We start from the raw sequence: 15,076 nt of genomic DNA on the forward strand, positions 1-15,076 counted from the left end.
CGTCCGTCTACAGGTCCAGCACCAGCCGCTTCGAGCGGGCCCGCGACACGCAGATGAGCATGCGCTGATTGCCCGCGGGCTCCTGCTGGAAGAAGGTGTCGCGGTGCTCGGGCTCTCCCTCGCAGACGCGGGTGACGCACGTCCCGCAGGAGCCCGCCTCGCAGTCGCTCGTCACGCGCAGCCCGTTGCGGCGCAGCACGTTGAGCACCGACTGGCCCTTGGGCACGCTGAGCACCTGCCCCGTGCTGCGGATGGTCACCTCGAAGTCGGTGTCCTCCCGGGTGGCGAGCGCGCCCACGCCGTCGGCGCCGAACGACTCGAAGTGGACCTTCTCCCACGGCCAGCGGTGCCTCGCGGACGCGTCGCGCACCGCCTTCATCAGCCCCGCGGGGCCACAGCAGTACAGCCGCGTGCCTGGCGCGCGCGTGGACAACAGCCCGGACACATCCAGGCCCTTGTCCGGGTCACCCCCATCGAAGTGGAAGCGAACGTGGTCCGCGAAGGGTGGCATGGACAGCAGCTCACGGAACGCCGCGCGCTCCGGGGCGCGCGCGCAGTAGTACATCGTGTAGGGCAGCCCGGTCCGCTGGAGCTGCCGCGCCATGGACAGCAGCGGCGTGACGCCGATGCCGCCGGCCACCAGCACATAGCCGCGCGCGAACAGCAGCGGGAAGTCGTTGCGCGGAGGGCTCACCACCAGCACGTCCCCCTCGTGCACGCGCTCGTGCATGGCGCGCGAGCCGCCGCGGCCCCTCGCGTCCCGCTGCACGGCGATGACGTAGCGGTGCGTCTCCTCCGGGTCGTTGCAGAGCGAGTACGAGCGCAGCGTGGACTCCTTGCCGGGGATGCGCACGTCCAGGTGGGCTCCGGCCTCGAAGGCCGCGAGCGTGCCGCCGTCTTCCGCGACCAGCTCGTACGACAGGATGTCCTCGGCTTCGCGGGCGATGCGGGCGACGCGCACGCGCAGCGCTTCATTCATCACGGTGTTCACCAACTTCCCCTCTCCCTTCCCGCGGACGACGCGGGCCCAACCCTCCGTTCCGACGGACACGACATTGAGCAGAGGTGGTCCAGCGTGGGATTGCCCCCGGGGGCGGTCGGCGCGTCGCCTCCTCCACGCTCTTCGTGACGACGGGTGGACACCCCGGCGCCCGCGTTGCCCGACATGGGAACGACGCTTCCCTCCCGGGGTGCCCGCTCCACGTGGATGAGCGCGGGGGTGCCGCGCTTGAGGCCTGGGAGCGCCCGACATGGCAAGCGCGTCGCCCGGTCGCCGAGCACACGGGAGAGCAGGCCATCCGCGCGTCGCTCCGGCATCGCGCGCAGGTCATCCCCACCATCCAGGACATGCCGCGTCATGGACCGTGCACGCCACGGAGGGGATGCGCGGCCCCCGGAGCCCCAGGGAGGCAAACGACATGGATGCCATCGCGTTGCTGAAGGCGGACCACAAGACGGTGGAGCAGCTGTTCCGCCGGTTCGAGAAGGCGGGCCCCAATGCCCACAAGCTCAAGCGCAAGCTGGTGGAGCAGATGGTGCTCGAGCTGTCCGTGCACTCCTCCATCGAGGAGCAGGTCTTCTACCCGGCGGTGCGCCAGCGCTCGGCGTCCTTGCGCGACGAGGTGCTCCGCTCGCTGGAGGAGCACCACGTGGTGAAGTGGGTGCTGTCGGAGCTGGACGGGCTGCCCTCGGAGGCCGAGCGCTTCGACGCGAAGGTCTCCGTGCTGATGGAGAACGTGCGCGCGCACGTGCTCGAGGAGGAGACCACGCTCTTCCCCGAGGTGAAGAAGGCGTTCCGTCCGAACGAGCTGCGGGAGCTGGGCCAGGTGCTGGAGGCGGCGAAGCAAGCGGCCCCCACGCGGCCGCATCCGATGGCGCCAGACACGCCGCCGGGCAACCTGGTCGCGGGCGCCGTGTCGGCGGTGATGGACATCGGCCGGGACGCGCTCCGGGCCGCGCGTCGCAAGGCCACGACCAAGGTGCGCGAGGTGACGGGGCGCGGCCCGAAGTCGCGCGCTCCCTCCGCCCCCGAGTACGAGGCCGGCGAGTCCGCCAGTCCGTGAGCGCGTGCTCCCCGAGTGAGCGGGCCCGGCTCTCCGTGTGGTGGGCCGGGCCCTTTCTCGTGGGCGTGAATGTCCTCGTGGAGGGGCCGTCCCAGGGAGTAAGGCAGCGGCAACACGACCCCGCCGTACCGCCCATCCGCCCCAAGGAGGCGCCATGCTTCACGCCCGTCCCGTTCGTTCCTGGCTGCTCACCGCTGTCCTGCTCGCCACGATGGGCGCTTCCGCCCAGCCCCAGCCCGTGTCCCAGGCCCGCCCCGCGGTGGACCCTTCCACGCGCACCCTGCGCGTCGAGGGCACCGGCGAGGTGAAGGCACAGCCCGACGAGGCCTTCATCGACCTGGCCGTGGAGACGCTGGAGAAGACGGCGAAGGCCGCGGGCGAGCAGAACGCGAAGAAGATGGAGAAGGTCATCGCCGCGCTGACGTCCGCGGGAATCCCCCGCAAGGAGATCCAGACGCGCAACTACTCGGTGTACCCGGACTACGGGCCGCCGGCGCCCAACGAGACGGAGCCCAAGCTGCGCGGCTACCGCGTCAGCAACGTGGTGAGCGTGCACCTGACGGAGCTGTCGCGCGTGGGCAGCGTGCTGGACCAGGCGCTGGCGGCGGGCGCCAACCGGGTGGACCAGGTGCGCTTCGGCCTGGCGCGCCAGGACGCGGTGCAGGGTGAGGCGCTGCGGCAGGCGGTGGCGCGGGCCCGCAAGTCGGCCGAGGTGCTGGCCGCCGCCCTCAACGTGAAGCTGGGCGCGGTGGTGGACGCGAGCACCGTGACGGAGCCGCCGCAGCTCTACCCGGCCCGCTTCGCCATGGCGGAGATGGCGTCCGACGCGCGCGTCGCCACGCCCATCCAGCCGGAGGAGCAGACGGTGCAGGCCAAGGTGACGCTCATCTACGTCATCGAGTCCGCGCGCTAGTCCGTCGTCCAGCGGCGGCAAGGGCTTGCTGGGGTGCGCCATGCCGGTGATTCGGGCAGGCGCCCCCCCAGTGTGCCCCTTCGGTGAGGTGACCCGAAGCGGCCTGCCCCAAGGGGCTGGGACGGTCGAGCTGTTGGACCGCGTTCTCGCGGGTCTCCGGGGGGAGGTGGGCGTAGCGCATCGTCATCTCGATGGTGGCATGGCCCATCAGCTCCTGGATGACCTTCAAGGGGACTCCGCGCATGGTGAGGTGACTGCCGTAGGTGTGGCGCAGGTCATGCCAGCCGATGCGTCCCTGCTCGCGCTGGATGTTCGCCAGCCGCAAGCAGCGCTCCAGCGGGCGCCGCATCAGTCCCGAGGTGAGGGGCTGGCCGTCCTCCTGGCAGAACACGTAGGGCCCGCGCAGGTGACGGTGGCCCTTGAGCGCATCGAGGGCCGACAGTGGGATGTCCACCGTCCGCTCGCGTCCGCCCTTGGGCCGTCCTTCGGACTTGAAGCTTGCCATGGTGCAAGTCCAGGTCGCTCCACTGGAGCCCCATCAACTCTCCCTGTCGAAGCCCTGTCTTGAGGGCCACGAGGAGAATCGTTCTCCACTCGGGCTCGGCCAGGAAGACCAGCCGCTCGGCCTCCTCGAAGGTGAGGAAGTCGTAAGCGGTCTTACCCAGCTTGAAGAGCTTCACGCGCGGGATGTGGGCGATGACGCCCTGCTCCTGCGCGAGCGCGAACACCTTGCGCAGTACGCTCAACGCGTTGTTGATGTACCGGAGGCTCATGGGCGGCGGGCCCGAGCCCTTGCGCATGCGGAGGGCCGCAGGTGAAGGGGCCTCCTTTCGTGCGCGTGCACCCGAGCGCTTCTTGCGCATGGCCGTCTTGAAGTTCTCGATCTGAGCCTGCGGAACCTGTCAACGCGAGTGAGACAGCGAGTTCGAGAGATTACTGCGCAGCCTCCTGTGAGTGAGCGAGCCGTGCGGGGTCGTTGATCCAGACGGCAGTCGGGAGGGCCTGCGGCTTGGGTGCGCCGCGCGGGAAGCGCTCGGGGTGGGTGGCGTAGGCGGCGGCGAGCACGGCGGCTCGGGCCGCGAGGCGCTGGGCAGCCAGGCCGTGGTGCACGTCGTGGGGCGTGAGCAGGCCAAGGCCGGAGTGATGATGCTCCTCGTTGTACCAGCCGAAGAAGTCGCCGCAGAAGCCCCGGGCGTCCTGGAGACAACCGAAGTGCTGGGGGAAGTCCGGCCGGTACTTCAGCGTCTTGAAGTGCGCCTCGCTGAAGGGGTTGTCGTTGGAGACGTGGGGTCTGGAATGCGTCTTCGTCACGCCCAGGTCCGCCATCAGCAATGCCACCGGCTTGGAGGTCATCGAGGTGCCGCGGTCGGCGTGAATGGTCAGCTGGCCAGGCTCAATGCCCTGACGTTCGCAGGTCTGAGCCAGCAGCCTCTGAGCCAGGACGGCCGACTCGCGGTGCGCCACCATCCAGCCGACGACGTACCGGCTGAAGACGTCTAAGACGACGTAGAGGTAGAAGTACGTCCACTTCGCCGGGCCGTGCAGCTTCGTTATATCCCAGCTCCAGAGCGCATTGGGCTTCGTCGCGTGCACCTGGGGCACTGGGTGGCTGGGGTGGCGCAGTTGATTGCGGCGCTCGCGCACCTCGTGGTTCTCGGCGAGCACCCGGTACATGGTGCGCTCCGAGCAGAGGTAGCGGCCCTCATCGAGCAGCTGCGCGTAGACTTCCGCGGGCGCGGCATCCTGGAATCTTGGCTCATGCAGCACCGTGAGCACCTCGGCCCGCTGCTCGGGTAGCAGGGCTCGCGGTGGGCTGCCTCGGCGCACCGGCTCCTGATTCGGCCGGGCTCGCCGGTAGAAGGTGGCTCTGGGCAGACCCAGCGCCTGGCACACCGGCGCCACGCCCATCTCACCAACGGCCTCCAGTGCCACGCGCATCAAGGCTCCTCGTCGGGCTTGGGCAGTCCCACTCCCAGGATTTCCGAAACTTTTTTTGGAGGTCCAGCAGGGCCTCCGCGCGCTTGAGCCGCGCCTGGGCCCGAGCCAGCTCCTTCTCCAGTTCGGCGACGCGCCGGGCGCTCGCGTCGGGCAGCTTCGCCGGCGGGCCGCGCTTCTTTGGACTGCTGGCGGACAGCTCTCCCGCATCGCGCTGGCGTCGCCACGCGCTCAGCAGCGACGAGTACAGCCCCTCCCTACGCAGCAGCGCTCCCACTTCACCGGGCTTCGTGCAGCGGTCCGCTTCCGCCAGCACTCGCAGCTTGTACTCCGTCGTGAAGCCTCGCCGCCTGGCTTTCTCCACCACCTCGGTCTCCCGGACCCGAGCCTCTTCCACCACCGGATTCATCGTCCCTGCCTGGGTCGCCCTGCACACTAAACTGCTGAGTACGGACTGTCTCACTCACCTTGGCAGAGAGGGCTTTCCCCTCACCACCGCGGATTCACCACCGGCGCGGCGCGAGTCGCTCCAGCCGACCGGGAGACGTGTGTTCTTCGTGCCTCATTCCGGGGCACGCACAGGAGGCGTGTATGCACAGGAAGCGAAGCTGTCTGGCCGCGCTGCTGCTGTTGCTGTTACCGACGACGGGAGGTGCCTCGGAGCCCCCTGCCCCGGAGGCAGAATCATCCACCACCCCGGATGCACTACCCGCGCGCAAGTGGCACTACCTGACGCGCGTGGAAGCCACGACGCTGGCGTTCCTTCCTCGTGCTGGCGCGGGGGAAGACGAGGGCTTCATGCAGGTGGAGCCCACGTTCATCCTCGACGGTGGCCCCGAGTTCGGCGTCAACCTGGGGGCGCCCGTGCGCTTCCGTCTTTGGGGCGGGGAGGATGGCGGGTCCCTCGTGCGTCGCGAGGACTGGGACACGCTCTCGGACTGGGGGCAGCTCGTTCGCGGCCTCTTGTTGGGGTCGGACGACGCGCCCATGGGAGTCTGGTTCGGCCCGCTGGAGGAACACAGGCTCCTCTCGGGTCATCTGGTCCGTCGCTACTCCAACCGGACCAATCCCGACTACCACCCGGCCGGGGGCATCTTCACCGGCACGCTGGGGCCGCTCTACACCGAAGCCTTCGCATCGGACGTGCTGGGAGCGCGGTTGGTGGGTGCGGAGTTCTCCCTGGACGCAGAGCACATCTTCTTCGGCCAGCCCGAAAAGGGGGGGCGGTACACGCTAGCTCTGTCCGCTGTCCACGATTGGGGGCGAGCTGGAGGTGACGCGCCTTCGATGACGCTTGCGCACCTGGATGCGATGGCGGTGGTGGTGGCGCGCTCCGACATCGAGGCCCACTTGATTGCCGGGTGGGGAGGTCGTCCTGGCGAGGGCGGCGCGTGGGGAGCTGTCGTAGGGGGCGGGGTGGACTACCTCACCGACAGGTTCAACCTGCGCATGCGACTGGAGGCGAGGCGCCAGCATGGCGGCTTCCGACAAGGCTTCTTCGGCGCGGACTACGAACTGGCGCGCTTCCAGGCGGCGGGCCCTGACGGCGTGCCGCTCGCGGATGCTCGCTTTCCGGACGGCTACTCCGCATTCGCAGAGGCCATCGCGGAGTGGGATGCCGTCAGCTACGGGGGCCCCAACAGGCACCTGAACCTCTCGGTGGGCGCGGAAGTCTTCTCATGGGGCCGCGCTGATGTTGATGGGCGTGTGGCGGTGCAGCTCTTCGAGCGCAGCTTGGAAGTAGCGTTGAAGGGACTCGCGGTTGGAGCTGGGAAGCCCGGAGCGCGCTACCTCGGAGCGGCGGAAGTCCGGTGGAGGTTCCTGGGGGGCGCGCTCTACGCGATGGGGACGGGCGGCACGCTGTTGTTTCCCACGGCGGAAGGGACATTGCGACCTGGCGCCTTCGCGTCGGTGGGCCTGGGGGTGGACCATGCGCGCTAACATCCTGTGGCTCGCGCTGGTGCTGTTCACCTCGGGATGCGTTTCGGTGCCTCATGCTCCCGGACGTGGCCGCACGCTGAACTACACGCCGCGCGCGGTGACACCTCCCGAGAGGGCGGATGTGCCGAGCGACGAGAGCCCCGATGCCTTCGTTCCTCTCCCGTCCTCCATCGCGGGCTCCGGGAGGCAGCAGCGATTTGTGCGCCATGTAGGGCCACGAAGCGTTGCAACGAGGGCTGCATCCGGAGCCGTCGGGGGTGGAGCGCGGTCCGGCACCTCGCAGCGACAGGCTATCCTCGATGCCATCGACGAAGTGAAGGTCTCACTGGACGGGGTTGAGGGGGCATTCTCGAAGCTGGCGGACCGGCCTGCTGCACTCGGTGACCGGCGTCTCGATGGGGCAGTGTTCAGGCGCTATGTCGAGCACGGCTCCGCTCAAGTGACGTGGCTCCGTGGCGCGCTCGGGAGTGCAACCGGGCTGACGGAGGTGGCCTCGGAAGTGGGCGACTCGGACATGGCGCTGGGGGTACTTCGCATGACGGGGCCCAAGCTCCAGGCCGCGATGTTCGGGTCCTTGCTGCTGGCCGCCTGGGTGGACTTCCTCCAGCTCTCTGACGCTGTCCTCCGACATTGCTTCGTATGCAGCGACGAGAAGCTGTTCGTGGACCTGCACCGGGTGCAGGGCTTGATGGCGCCCACGTTGATGGACCTCGAATCGCTCGACCCGGAGCGAGTCGAAGCGGCGGCAACCGCGATGCCCGAGTTGATGGGGAAGCTGACCCGGGAGTTTGCCGCAATTCACGCGCATACCCGTGAGAGCATGAGAATTGGTGAGAAGGTTCTGACAGCGGCGCAGGTGTTGGAGATGCTGTCCATGATTTCCACGCTGAAGATGTCTCTGCCTCGACTGCCTCCGGCCGCACCGGTGACACTTGGCATGAGCCTCGCGATGGGGTCGGGGGGCGTCATGGCGGGCTCGCGGCTCGTCGTCTCCGCTGAGTGGGTGGAGATGATGCGAAGGCTGGTGCAGGCAGGCGTCATCTCCCTCCCCGCCGTCAGCGCGGCCGTTCGCATCCACGGCGGACAGGTGATGATGGCGCAAGCGCACCAGGACTTGCCCGAGGGCGTGCGAGAAGCGCTGGGGGACAGCGGGGTATGAGAGTGACGGGCAGAGCCGGAGCGGGCATGTCCGAGGCCCCGAAACATCACGTCATGCCGAAAGAGCACCGCGAGTGGTTCGAGCAGCGCGGCTTCAAGGGTGACATGGACATCGACCAGTTCTGTGTCCGGCTGGAGCGGTCCCACCACGAGGCGATTCACGGCGGGGGGAACTGGAAGCTGGGGCGCCTGTGGCCCGGAGAGTGGAATCGGCTGGTCATGGAGGCCCTGCACGAAGCCGAGACCACGGCAGGTCGGATGTTGACGCGGAATCAGGTCCTGGACATCGTCGCGGGGCGCATGCGGAGCTACGACATCCCGATGAAGTTCTCCAAAGGGAGCAGCCGATGACCGATGGACGCTCGTGGCAGGGCAACTGGAAGGCCCGCTTGTATGAGCGCGTTCGCGAACGCGGCTACGACTCACTCACAGCCTTTGCCGAGTCCCGTCCCACCGCATCGTTGGAGGCACTGGCCGAGGAGCTTGGACCCGACGATGTTGCGGGAGTCCAGGTGTACGATGGGCTGGTAGTCGAGGCGGTGCGAAGCAAGCAGGTGACCCGCTTGGTTCGTGGACAACTCGTGCGCGAGCTATGGGAGAACCTCCCCAATGGGTGGCCGACAGTGCTCGACGACACGAGTCGATTCGCCGTCGCAAAGGCACTTGGCCCCTGGATTGCCTATGCCCCGGATACGCACAAGGGGCGCGCACGCGAATTGAGGACGTCGCTCCTCGCCAATCCGCCCCCCGCTGGCTGGCGTCCTCTCGGTCCTGACGACGAGCTTCTCCGGACCCTCCTTCCCGACAACGAAGCCTGAACGGAGCTGGTGGCCCCAGGAGCTCCAGCCGGATTCCCCCATGTGCCCCAGTGTGCCCCTCCAGGGTGGAGCGAGCGTGCACACGGGGGAACAGCCTGGGACGGGACGAGATGACGTCTCCGAGCGAAAACCGAGGCACCAGCGGGGAACAGCGCGTCCTGCTTGGGTTTTTCTGGTGCCGTGGCGACGGTGACGCTCATCTACGTCATCGAGTCCGCGAAGTAGTCAGCCGTTCAGCGGCGGCAAGGGCTTGCTGGGGTGCGCCATGTCGGTGTGATTCAGGCAGGTGACCCCAGTGTGCCCCTCGCGGGGGACTGCCCCCGGTCCCCGGGTTCTCGCCGAATCGACCCCTTGCCCCCGGAGCGAGCCTCGCGACGGGGGTTGTCGGGATGAGGACATGCGGATATGTTCATGTCGATATGTCTTCTGGCCCCTCCCTCGACGTGCGCCCGCTGACCCGGGTGCTCAAGGCCCTGGGCGACGAGACGCGCCTGCGCATCGTGTCCCTGCTTTCGCACTCGGAGTTGTGCGTCTGCCATCTGGAGAGCGCCCTCTCCATTCCTCAGTCCAACACCTCCCGGCACCTGTCCGTCCTCAAGGCGGCTGGGCTCGTGGAGGCACGTCGGGAGGGCAGCTGGGTCTACTACCGGCTGGCGCCGCAGACGGATGCGCTGTGCGCTTCCCAGGTGCAGGCCCTTGTCTCTGCCTTCGCGACGCGCGCGACGCTCCAACGCGAAGTGGCGCGCGTCCTGAAGTCCTGCGGCCCTGAGGCCTGCAAGTAGCGCCTTCCTCTTTCCTGGGTTGCTTCCGTCCATGTCCTCGCCGCGTGCCTCCGAAAACATCGTCAAGAAGCTCTCCCTCATCGACCGTTTCCTGCCGGTGTGGATCTTCGCCGCCATGGGCCTGGGCATCGGCCTGGGGCGCGCCTTCCCGGACCTCGGGAGCCGGTTGGACACGGTGAAGCTGGACACGGTCTCGCTGCCCATCGCGTTGGGCCTCTTGTGGATGATGTATCCGGTGCTCGCGAAGGTGCGTTACGGCGAGCTGGGGCGCCTGCGCACGCGAGGGAAGCTCTTCACCACGTCCCTGTTTCTCAACTGGGTGGTGGGGCCGCTGCTCATGTTCGCGCTGGCGTGGCTCTTCCTTCCGGACCTGCCGCACTACCGCAATGGCCTGGTGCTCATCGGCCTTGCCCGCTGCATCGCCATGGTCCTCATCTGGAACATGCTGGCGTGTGGCAGCACCGAGGTCGCCGCCGTGCTCGTGGCCCTCAACTCCCTCTTCCAGATCTTCTTCTATTCGGTGCTCGGCTGGCTCTTGCTCACCGTCGTTCCGGGGTGGCTCGGAGCGGAGGTCGCGGCGTTCGACGTGTCGATGTGGAGCATCGCCCGGAGCGTGCTCATCTTCCTGGGCGTGCCGCTGGTGGCGGGCGCGCTGACACGCGTGGGGCTGACCCGCCTCAAGGGAGAGGCCTGGTACGAGCAGCGCTTCTTGCCGCGGCTGGGGCCTACCGCGCTGCTGGGGCTGCTCTACACCATCGTGCTCATGTTCGCGATGCAGGGCGAGAAGATCACCCGCCTGCCGTTGGATGTGGTGCGCATCAGCATTCCGCTGCTGGTCTACTTCGTCGTCATGTTCGCCAGTGCCTTCTTCCTCTCGCGCAAGCTGGGCTTCGACTACGAGGAGACCGCGTCACTTTCCTTCACGGCGGCGGGCAACAACTTCGAATTGGCCATCGCCGTCGCCGTGGGAGTCTTCGGCGTGTCTTCTGGAGAAGCGCTGGCCGGAGTGGTGGGGCCGCTCATCGAGGTGCCCGCCCTCATCGCCCTGGTCTACCTCTCGTTGTGGCTGCGACGTCGGCTGTTCCCCACGGCGACGAGCGCGGTCCTTCCTCGCCGTTTCAGTGAGAGCCCGTTCGAGGAGTCCCCCCGATGAAGAAGGTCATCTTCGCCTGTGTGCACAACGCGGGCCGCTCCCAGATGGCGGCTGCGTTCTTCAATGCCCTGGCTGACCCAGCGCGGGCGCGGGCCGTGTCTGCTGGCACGCAGCCGGGCACCCATGTCCATCCCGAGGTCCAGGCCGTGATGGCCGAAGTCGGGGTCGACCTGTCGGGAGCCAGGCCCCAGCACCTCACGGACGAGCTCGCCCAGGGCGCCCAGTGGCTCATCACCATGGGCTGCGGGGAGGCGTGCCCCTTCGTGCCTGGCTTGAAGCGGATGGACTGGCCCTTGGAGGACCCCAAGGGCCAGCCCCTGGAGCGTGTGCGTGAGATTCGCGAGGAGGTGCGGACGCGCGTCGCGGAGTTGCTCTCTCAAGAGGGCTGGGCGCGCTCGCTGGACGGGCTCCAGGGGCCGGCAGGCGACGCGGTGTCCTGAATCACCGGGTGCGCGTGCTCGCGGGTTTCCCTCGACCGACAGCGGTGCGCCCACCGGAAAAAATCGCCTCAATCGAGGAGCGCACGCGAGCGGCCACCTCCTGCCTTGTCCCCGTGCCGAGCTTCCCGTCGAGGTGAAGGAAGGCAAGCCCGTGGACAAGGGACCAGCCCGCCGTCGACAGCGCGCTCGCGTCGGCTCCCGGGAAGACGCTCGCCAAGGCCGTGGACACGAGGCCTCGGACCTCAGCCGCTGCTCGAACCCGCTCATCGTTCGAGTCGTCACACGCGTTGCCGAACATGAGACAGAAGAGGGCGGGCCGCTTCAGCGCGAACTCCACGTACCTGACGCCCAGCTCGGCGATATCGGACACCGTCCGCGGGATGACGCCCGCCTGGGAAAGCTCGCGTCCCAACTCGCGGAAGCCCTCCGCGGCCAGCGCGGACTCCAGCGCACGCTTGTCGGCGAAGTGACGATAGGGCGCGGCGGACGACACTCCGGCACGCCGGGCGACCTCTCGCAGGGAAAGCTCGCTACCTGTCTCGAGCAGCTCCAGCGCGGCCTTCAGCAGCGCCGCGCGGAGATCTCCGTGATGGTAGCTGTCCTTCCCTGATGTTGACACCGTTAACACCCTCGCCTATGTATGCACCGTAAACTTCGGTCCGGCTCGCGACAAGGCCTTGAGGCAGAGCACCCCGTCGCCCGAGCCCCGGATCGTGCCCTGGTCCTCAGTGAAGGCAAGAGACCTCATGCGTGCATTCGTCCTCACCCGGTATGGCGGCCCCCAGGCCGCCGAGCTTCGCGACATGCCACCGCCCGAGCCGGGGCCTGGCGAGGTGCGCATCGACGTGAAGGCGGCAGGCCTGAATCCCGTCGACTTCAAGACACGCGAAGGCAAACTCCGGGTCATCGACTCCTACGCGCTTCCGGTCGTGTTCGGCTGCGAATTGTCCGGCGTTGTCACGTCGGTCGGTGAAGGCGTGACGCGGTTCCGCCCAGGTGACGAGGTCTTCGCTCGCGTGGCCAGGCATCGGCTCGGCGCCTTCGCTGAGACAGCGTGCGTGGGCGAAGAGCTCGTCGCGAAGAAGCCGGCGTCACTCGATTTCGTTCAGGCCGCCGCGGTGCCGCTCGCGGCGCTCACCGCGCTTCAAGCGCTGCGCGACGAGCTCGCCGTCGCGCCGGGCATGCGCGTCTTCATTCCAGGTGGCGCAGGGGGTGTTGGGACTTTTGCCATCCAGCTCGCCAAGCACCTTGGCGCGACCGTCGCGACGACGGCGTCCGCGCGGGGCAGGAGACTCGTCGAGCGCCTCGGTGCGGATGTCGTCGTCGATTACACCACCCAGGACATCACCACCGAGCTGCGCGAGTACGATGCCGCGCTGGACCTCGTCGGCGGCGACACCCTCACGCAGACCTTCTCGACCGTTCGCCGTGGCGCCAAGGTCGTCAGCATCGCGGGCATCCCCGAGCCCCTGACCGCGACCCAGGACATTGGCCGCGGCCCTGGACTCGCGATGCTCTTCTGGCTCGCGAGCGCTGGGGTTCGATTTCGCGCCTGGCGCTCGGGCGTCACCTACCGCTACCTGTTCATGCATCCGAGCGGAAAGGACCTTGAAGCGCTCGCTGCCCTCATCGACGCGAAGAAGCTCGAAGTCGTCATCGACCAGGTCTTTGCCTTCTCCAACATCGCCGATGCGTTCGACCATCTCGAGAAGGGCCACGCCAAGGGCAAGGTCGTCGTCTCGATGGGCTGAACATCGTCCGTTCTGGAGTGACACCTCTTCCTGACGGCGATGCCTGAACGGAGCGGGTAACCCCGCGAGTCGACCTGTGCCCCTCCAGAAAGGCGTCTCCTGGTGACTTGGCCAAGGTGACGCTCATCCACGTCATCGGGCCTTCCGCGCCCGCTAGCGCGGCAGGCTCACGGTGAAGGTGGTGCCATGCTCCGCCGTGGACTCCACCTCGACGTGCCCCTGGTGCGCGTCGACGATGGCCTTCACGATGAAGAGCCCCAGCCCCACGCTGCGGCTCGCCAGGTCCACCACGTCGGTGCCGCGCTGGAGGGGCTGGAAGAGGTCCGGGATTCGCGAGGCTGGGATGGGCGGGCCCTCGTTGTGGACCCGCAGCGTCACCTGCGAGTCCTCTCCCCGCGTCTCCACCTGGACGGGCGCTCCGGGGCGCCCGTGCTTCAGCGCGTTCATCAGCAGGTTCTGGACGACCTGCGCCAGCCGCTCCTCGTCCCACGCGCCGTGCCCGTCGCCGCTCGCCGCCACCCGCACGTCCGCGGTGGGGTGGGCCGCCTCCACCTCCTCCACGGCCGCCTGACAGACCTGGTGGAGGTCCGCGGGGGCGCGCTCCAGCCGGATGCCGCCGCCCAGCCGGGCCTGGGTGAAGTCGAGCAGCTCCTTCACCAGCTTCACCGCGCGGGTGGCCGACGCCTGGATGCGCTCCACCGGCCTGTGGGCCTCCGGCGGCAGGGTCTCCAGGCGCTTGAGCCGCTCGGCCCCCATGAGGATGGCGCCCAGGGGATTGCGCAAGTCATGGCTCACGATGCCGATGAGCAGCTGCTCGAACTCCGCCTGCTGCTGGAGCTGTCGCGCGTGCTGCTCCCGCTCCTGCTCCAGCTTGCGCTGCGCCGTGATGTCCTGCAGGAGCGCGACATAGCCGTCCACGGAGCCGCCCGGCGAGTGGTGCGCGATGAAGGACACCCGCACGTCCCGCTTGCCCCCCAACCGGTAGGGCACGTCATGCTGCTCGAAGGAGAAGCTCTCGCCCGCCAGGCCCCGCCGCACGTACGGGCCCAGCACCGCGTAGGCCGCCTCCCCGATGACCTCCCGGACCTTGCGGTTGCGCATCTGGTCGCGCGAAATCCCGAACCACTCCTCGTACGCCTTGTTGACGCGGCCGTAGCGCTCGTCCGCGTTGACGTACGAGACCAGGACGGGAATCGCGTCGAGCAGCAGGGACTGCTCCGCCTCGCTCGCGCGCAGCTGCTCCGTGAGCGCCTCGTTGCGCTGGCTCACCTGCATCTTCTCGGTGACGTCGCGGAAGATGAGCACGGCCCCGGAGGGAGCGCTCGGTCCCGTGCGAATCGGCGCGGCGCTGTCCTCGATGGGGACCTCCGTCCCATCCTTGCGCAGCAGCAGCGCGGGCCGCGTGAGGTGCTGGACCGACTCGAAGCCGAGCGCCCGCTCGACGGGATTGTCCAACGGCTCCCGGGTGACGGCGTCGACGACGCGGAAGACCTCTGCGACCGGAAGTTGCCACGCCTCGGACGTGCTCCAGCCGGTGAGCCGCTCGGCCACCGGGTTGAGGAAGAGGACGCGGCCGACCGGGTCCGTGGTGATGACCGCGTCGCTGATGGAGGAGAGCGTCGTGGACAGGTGGGCTTCGCGCTCCCTCAGTCGCTCCCCCTGCGCCCGCACGCGCAGGAGGCCGGCCACCCGGGCGAGCATCTCCGCGTCGTGGAAGGGCTTGACGACGTAGTCGTTGGCGCCCGCCTCCAGGCCCTCCGTGAAGTCCTCGTGGGTCCCCCGCGCGGAGAGCATGAGGATGGGGAGGGTGACCTCGTCGTAGCGCTCGCGCACGTAGCGGCACGCGTCCAGGCCGGAGACGCCCGGCAACCGCCAGTCCAGCACGAGCACGTCGGGCGGTGGCCCCGAGGAGAGCCGCTCGAGCGCCTGCTCGGCGTCCTCGAATGTCTCCACCGCGTGGTGCCTGGCCAGCAGCTCTCGGGCCCGCGCGCGCTGGAGCGGGCTGTCCTCGACCAGCCACACGCGGGCGGAGGGCGCGGTGCGCGAAGAGCGCTCCTTCAAGGCTGGAGGAAGACCCGGGGGCTTGTTCAAGGCAGGGGGACGTCGGTGGTGCGCGGGGGCG

15 protein-coding genes and 1 pseudogene are annotated in these 15,076 nt (G+C 68.5%); 11 read left to right on the forward strand and 5 right to left on the reverse strand.

The window, feature by feature from the left end:
* Positions 1 to 7: 7 nt before the first annotated feature.
* Positions 8 to 991 carry a PDR/VanB family oxidoreductase gene (locus OWM54_RS22910; protein ID WP_223783773.1) on the reverse strand — a complete coding sequence of 328 codons (984 nt, stop codon included), beginning with the start codon at positions 989 to 991 and terminating at the stop codon, positions 8 to 10.
* 427 nt (positions 992 to 1,418) lie between these two features.
* Here OWM54_RS22910 and OWM54_RS22915 point away from each other — a divergent pair, with 427 nt between their 5' ends.
* Both OWM54_RS22915 and OWM54_RS22920 read left to right on the forward strand, forming a co-directional pair.
* Entirely contained in the window at positions 1,419 to 2,063 is a 645-nt protein-coding gene (locus OWM54_RS22915; protein ID WP_223750486.1) for a hemerythrin domain-containing protein, read from the forward strand.
* A 154-nt stretch (positions 2,064 to 2,217) separates the two neighbouring features.
* Positions 2,218 to 2,976: an SIMPL domain-containing protein gene (locus OWM54_RS22920; protein ID WP_223783774.1), complete on the forward strand. Its 759-nt coding sequence runs from the start codon at positions 2,218 to 2,220 to the stop codon at positions 2,974 to 2,976.
* Here the strand turns inward: OWM54_RS22920 and OWM54_RS43405 are convergent.
* A pseudogene (locus OWM54_RS43405) lies at positions 2,957 to 3,593 on the reverse strand (tyrosine-type recombinase/integrase). The gene OWM54_RS22920 and the pseudogene OWM54_RS43405 sit on opposite strands and share 20 nt — an antisense overlap.
* On the opposite strand from OWM54_RS43405, the gene OWM54_RS43410 reads away from it, so the two are divergent.
* Positions 3,480 to 3,794: a hypothetical protein gene (locus OWM54_RS43410; RefSeq protein WP_408891838.1), complete on the forward strand. Its 315-nt coding sequence runs from the start codon at positions 3,480 to 3,482 to the stop codon at positions 3,792 to 3,794. The pseudogene OWM54_RS43405 and the gene OWM54_RS43410 sit on opposite strands and share 114 nt — an antisense overlap.
* A 115-nt stretch (positions 3,795 to 3,909) precedes the next feature.
* Here OWM54_RS43410 and OWM54_RS22930 read toward each other — a convergent pair.
* Positions 3,910 to 5,320 (reverse strand): IS3 family transposase gene (locus OWM54_RS22930; RefSeq protein WP_267698860.1). Its coding sequence is split into 2 segments (ribosomal slippage): positions 3,910 to 4,963 and positions 4,962 to 5,320, totalling 1,413 coding nucleotides; the frame shifts between segments, so codons are not numbered across the junction.
* A 182-nt stretch (positions 5,321 to 5,502) separates the two neighbouring features.
* Here OWM54_RS22930 and OWM54_RS22935 point away from each other — a divergent pair.
* The 7 genes from OWM54_RS22935 (at position 5,503) to OWM54_RS22960 (ending at position 11,203) form a co-directional block, all read left to right on the forward strand.
* Positions 5,503 to 6,852 carry a hypothetical protein gene (locus OWM54_RS22935; RefSeq protein ID WP_267698861.1) on the forward strand — a complete coding sequence of 450 codons (1,350 nt, stop codon included), beginning with the start codon at positions 5,503 to 5,505 and terminating at the stop codon, positions 6,850 to 6,852.
* Positions 6,842 to 8,011 carry a DUF2380 domain-containing protein gene (locus OWM54_RS22940; protein ID WP_324289139.1) on the forward strand — a complete coding sequence of 390 codons (1,170 nt, stop codon included), beginning with the start codon at positions 6,842 to 6,844 and terminating at the stop codon, positions 8,009 to 8,011. Before OWM54_RS22935 ends, OWM54_RS22940 begins: the two co-directional genes overlap by 11 nt.
* Positions 8,012 to 8,064: 53 nt before the next feature.
* A complete protein-coding gene (locus OWM54_RS43250) occupies positions 8,065 to 8,361 on the forward strand; it encodes a DUF2380 domain-containing protein (RefSeq protein ID WP_324289140.1) in 297 nt (98 codons plus the stop codon).
* Positions 8,358 to 8,828 (forward strand): NUDIX hydrolase, encoded by a 471-nt coding sequence (locus OWM54_RS22945; RefSeq protein WP_223750481.1) that lies wholly within the window; start codon positions 8,358 to 8,360, stop codon positions 8,826 to 8,828. The genes OWM54_RS43250 and OWM54_RS22945 overlap by 4 nt, the downstream gene beginning before the upstream one ends.
* Before the next feature lie 419 nt (positions 8,829 to 9,247).
* A complete protein-coding gene (locus tag OWM54_RS22950) occupies positions 9,248 to 9,610 on the forward strand; it encodes an ArsR/SmtB family transcription factor (protein WP_141327471.1) in 363 nt (120 codons plus the stop codon).
* A gap of 31 nt (positions 9,611 to 9,641) precedes the next feature.
* Positions 9,642 to 10,763, forward strand: a complete 1,122-nt coding sequence (arsB, locus tag OWM54_RS22955; protein WP_223783776.1) for an ACR3 family arsenite efflux transporter — start codon at positions 9,642 to 9,644, stop codon at positions 10,761 to 10,763.
* Positions 10,760 to 11,203 (forward strand): arsenate reductase ArsC, encoded by a 444-nt coding sequence (locus OWM54_RS22960; protein WP_267698862.1) that lies wholly within the window; start codon positions 10,760 to 10,762, stop codon positions 11,201 to 11,203. The genes arsB and OWM54_RS22960 overlap by 4 nt, the downstream gene beginning before the upstream one ends.
* A 1-nt stretch (position 11,204) precedes the next feature.
* Here OWM54_RS22960 and OWM54_RS22965 read toward each other — a convergent pair whose 3' ends face one another.
* A complete protein-coding gene (locus OWM54_RS22965; RefSeq protein WP_267698863.1) occupies positions 11,205 to 11,822 on the reverse strand; it encodes a TetR/AcrR family transcriptional regulator in 618 nt (205 codons plus the stop codon).
* Between the two features lie 127 nt (positions 11,823 to 11,949).
* On the opposite strand from OWM54_RS22965, the gene OWM54_RS22970 reads away from it, so the two are divergent.
* A complete protein-coding gene (locus OWM54_RS22970) occupies positions 11,950 to 12,954 on the forward strand; it encodes an NADP-dependent oxidoreductase (RefSeq protein ID WP_267698864.1) in 1,005 nt (334 codons plus the stop codon).
* A gap of 153 nt (positions 12,955 to 13,107) precedes the next feature.
* On the opposite strand, the gene OWM54_RS22975 is transcribed toward OWM54_RS22970, so the two are convergent.
* The gene (locus OWM54_RS22975; RefSeq protein ID WP_267698865.1) at positions 13,108 to 15,015 is read right to left on the reverse strand and encodes a PAS domain S-box protein; all 1,908 of its coding nucleotides are present in this window, start codon (positions 15,013 to 15,015) and stop codon (positions 13,108 to 13,110) included.
* Positions 15,016 to 15,076: the final 61 nt, after the last annotated feature.

The organism is Myxococcus sp. MISCRS1, assembly GCF_026626605.1.
GTDB classification, from domain to species: Bacteria; Myxococcota; Myxococcia; order Myxococcales; family Myxococcaceae; genus Myxococcus; species Myxococcus fulvus.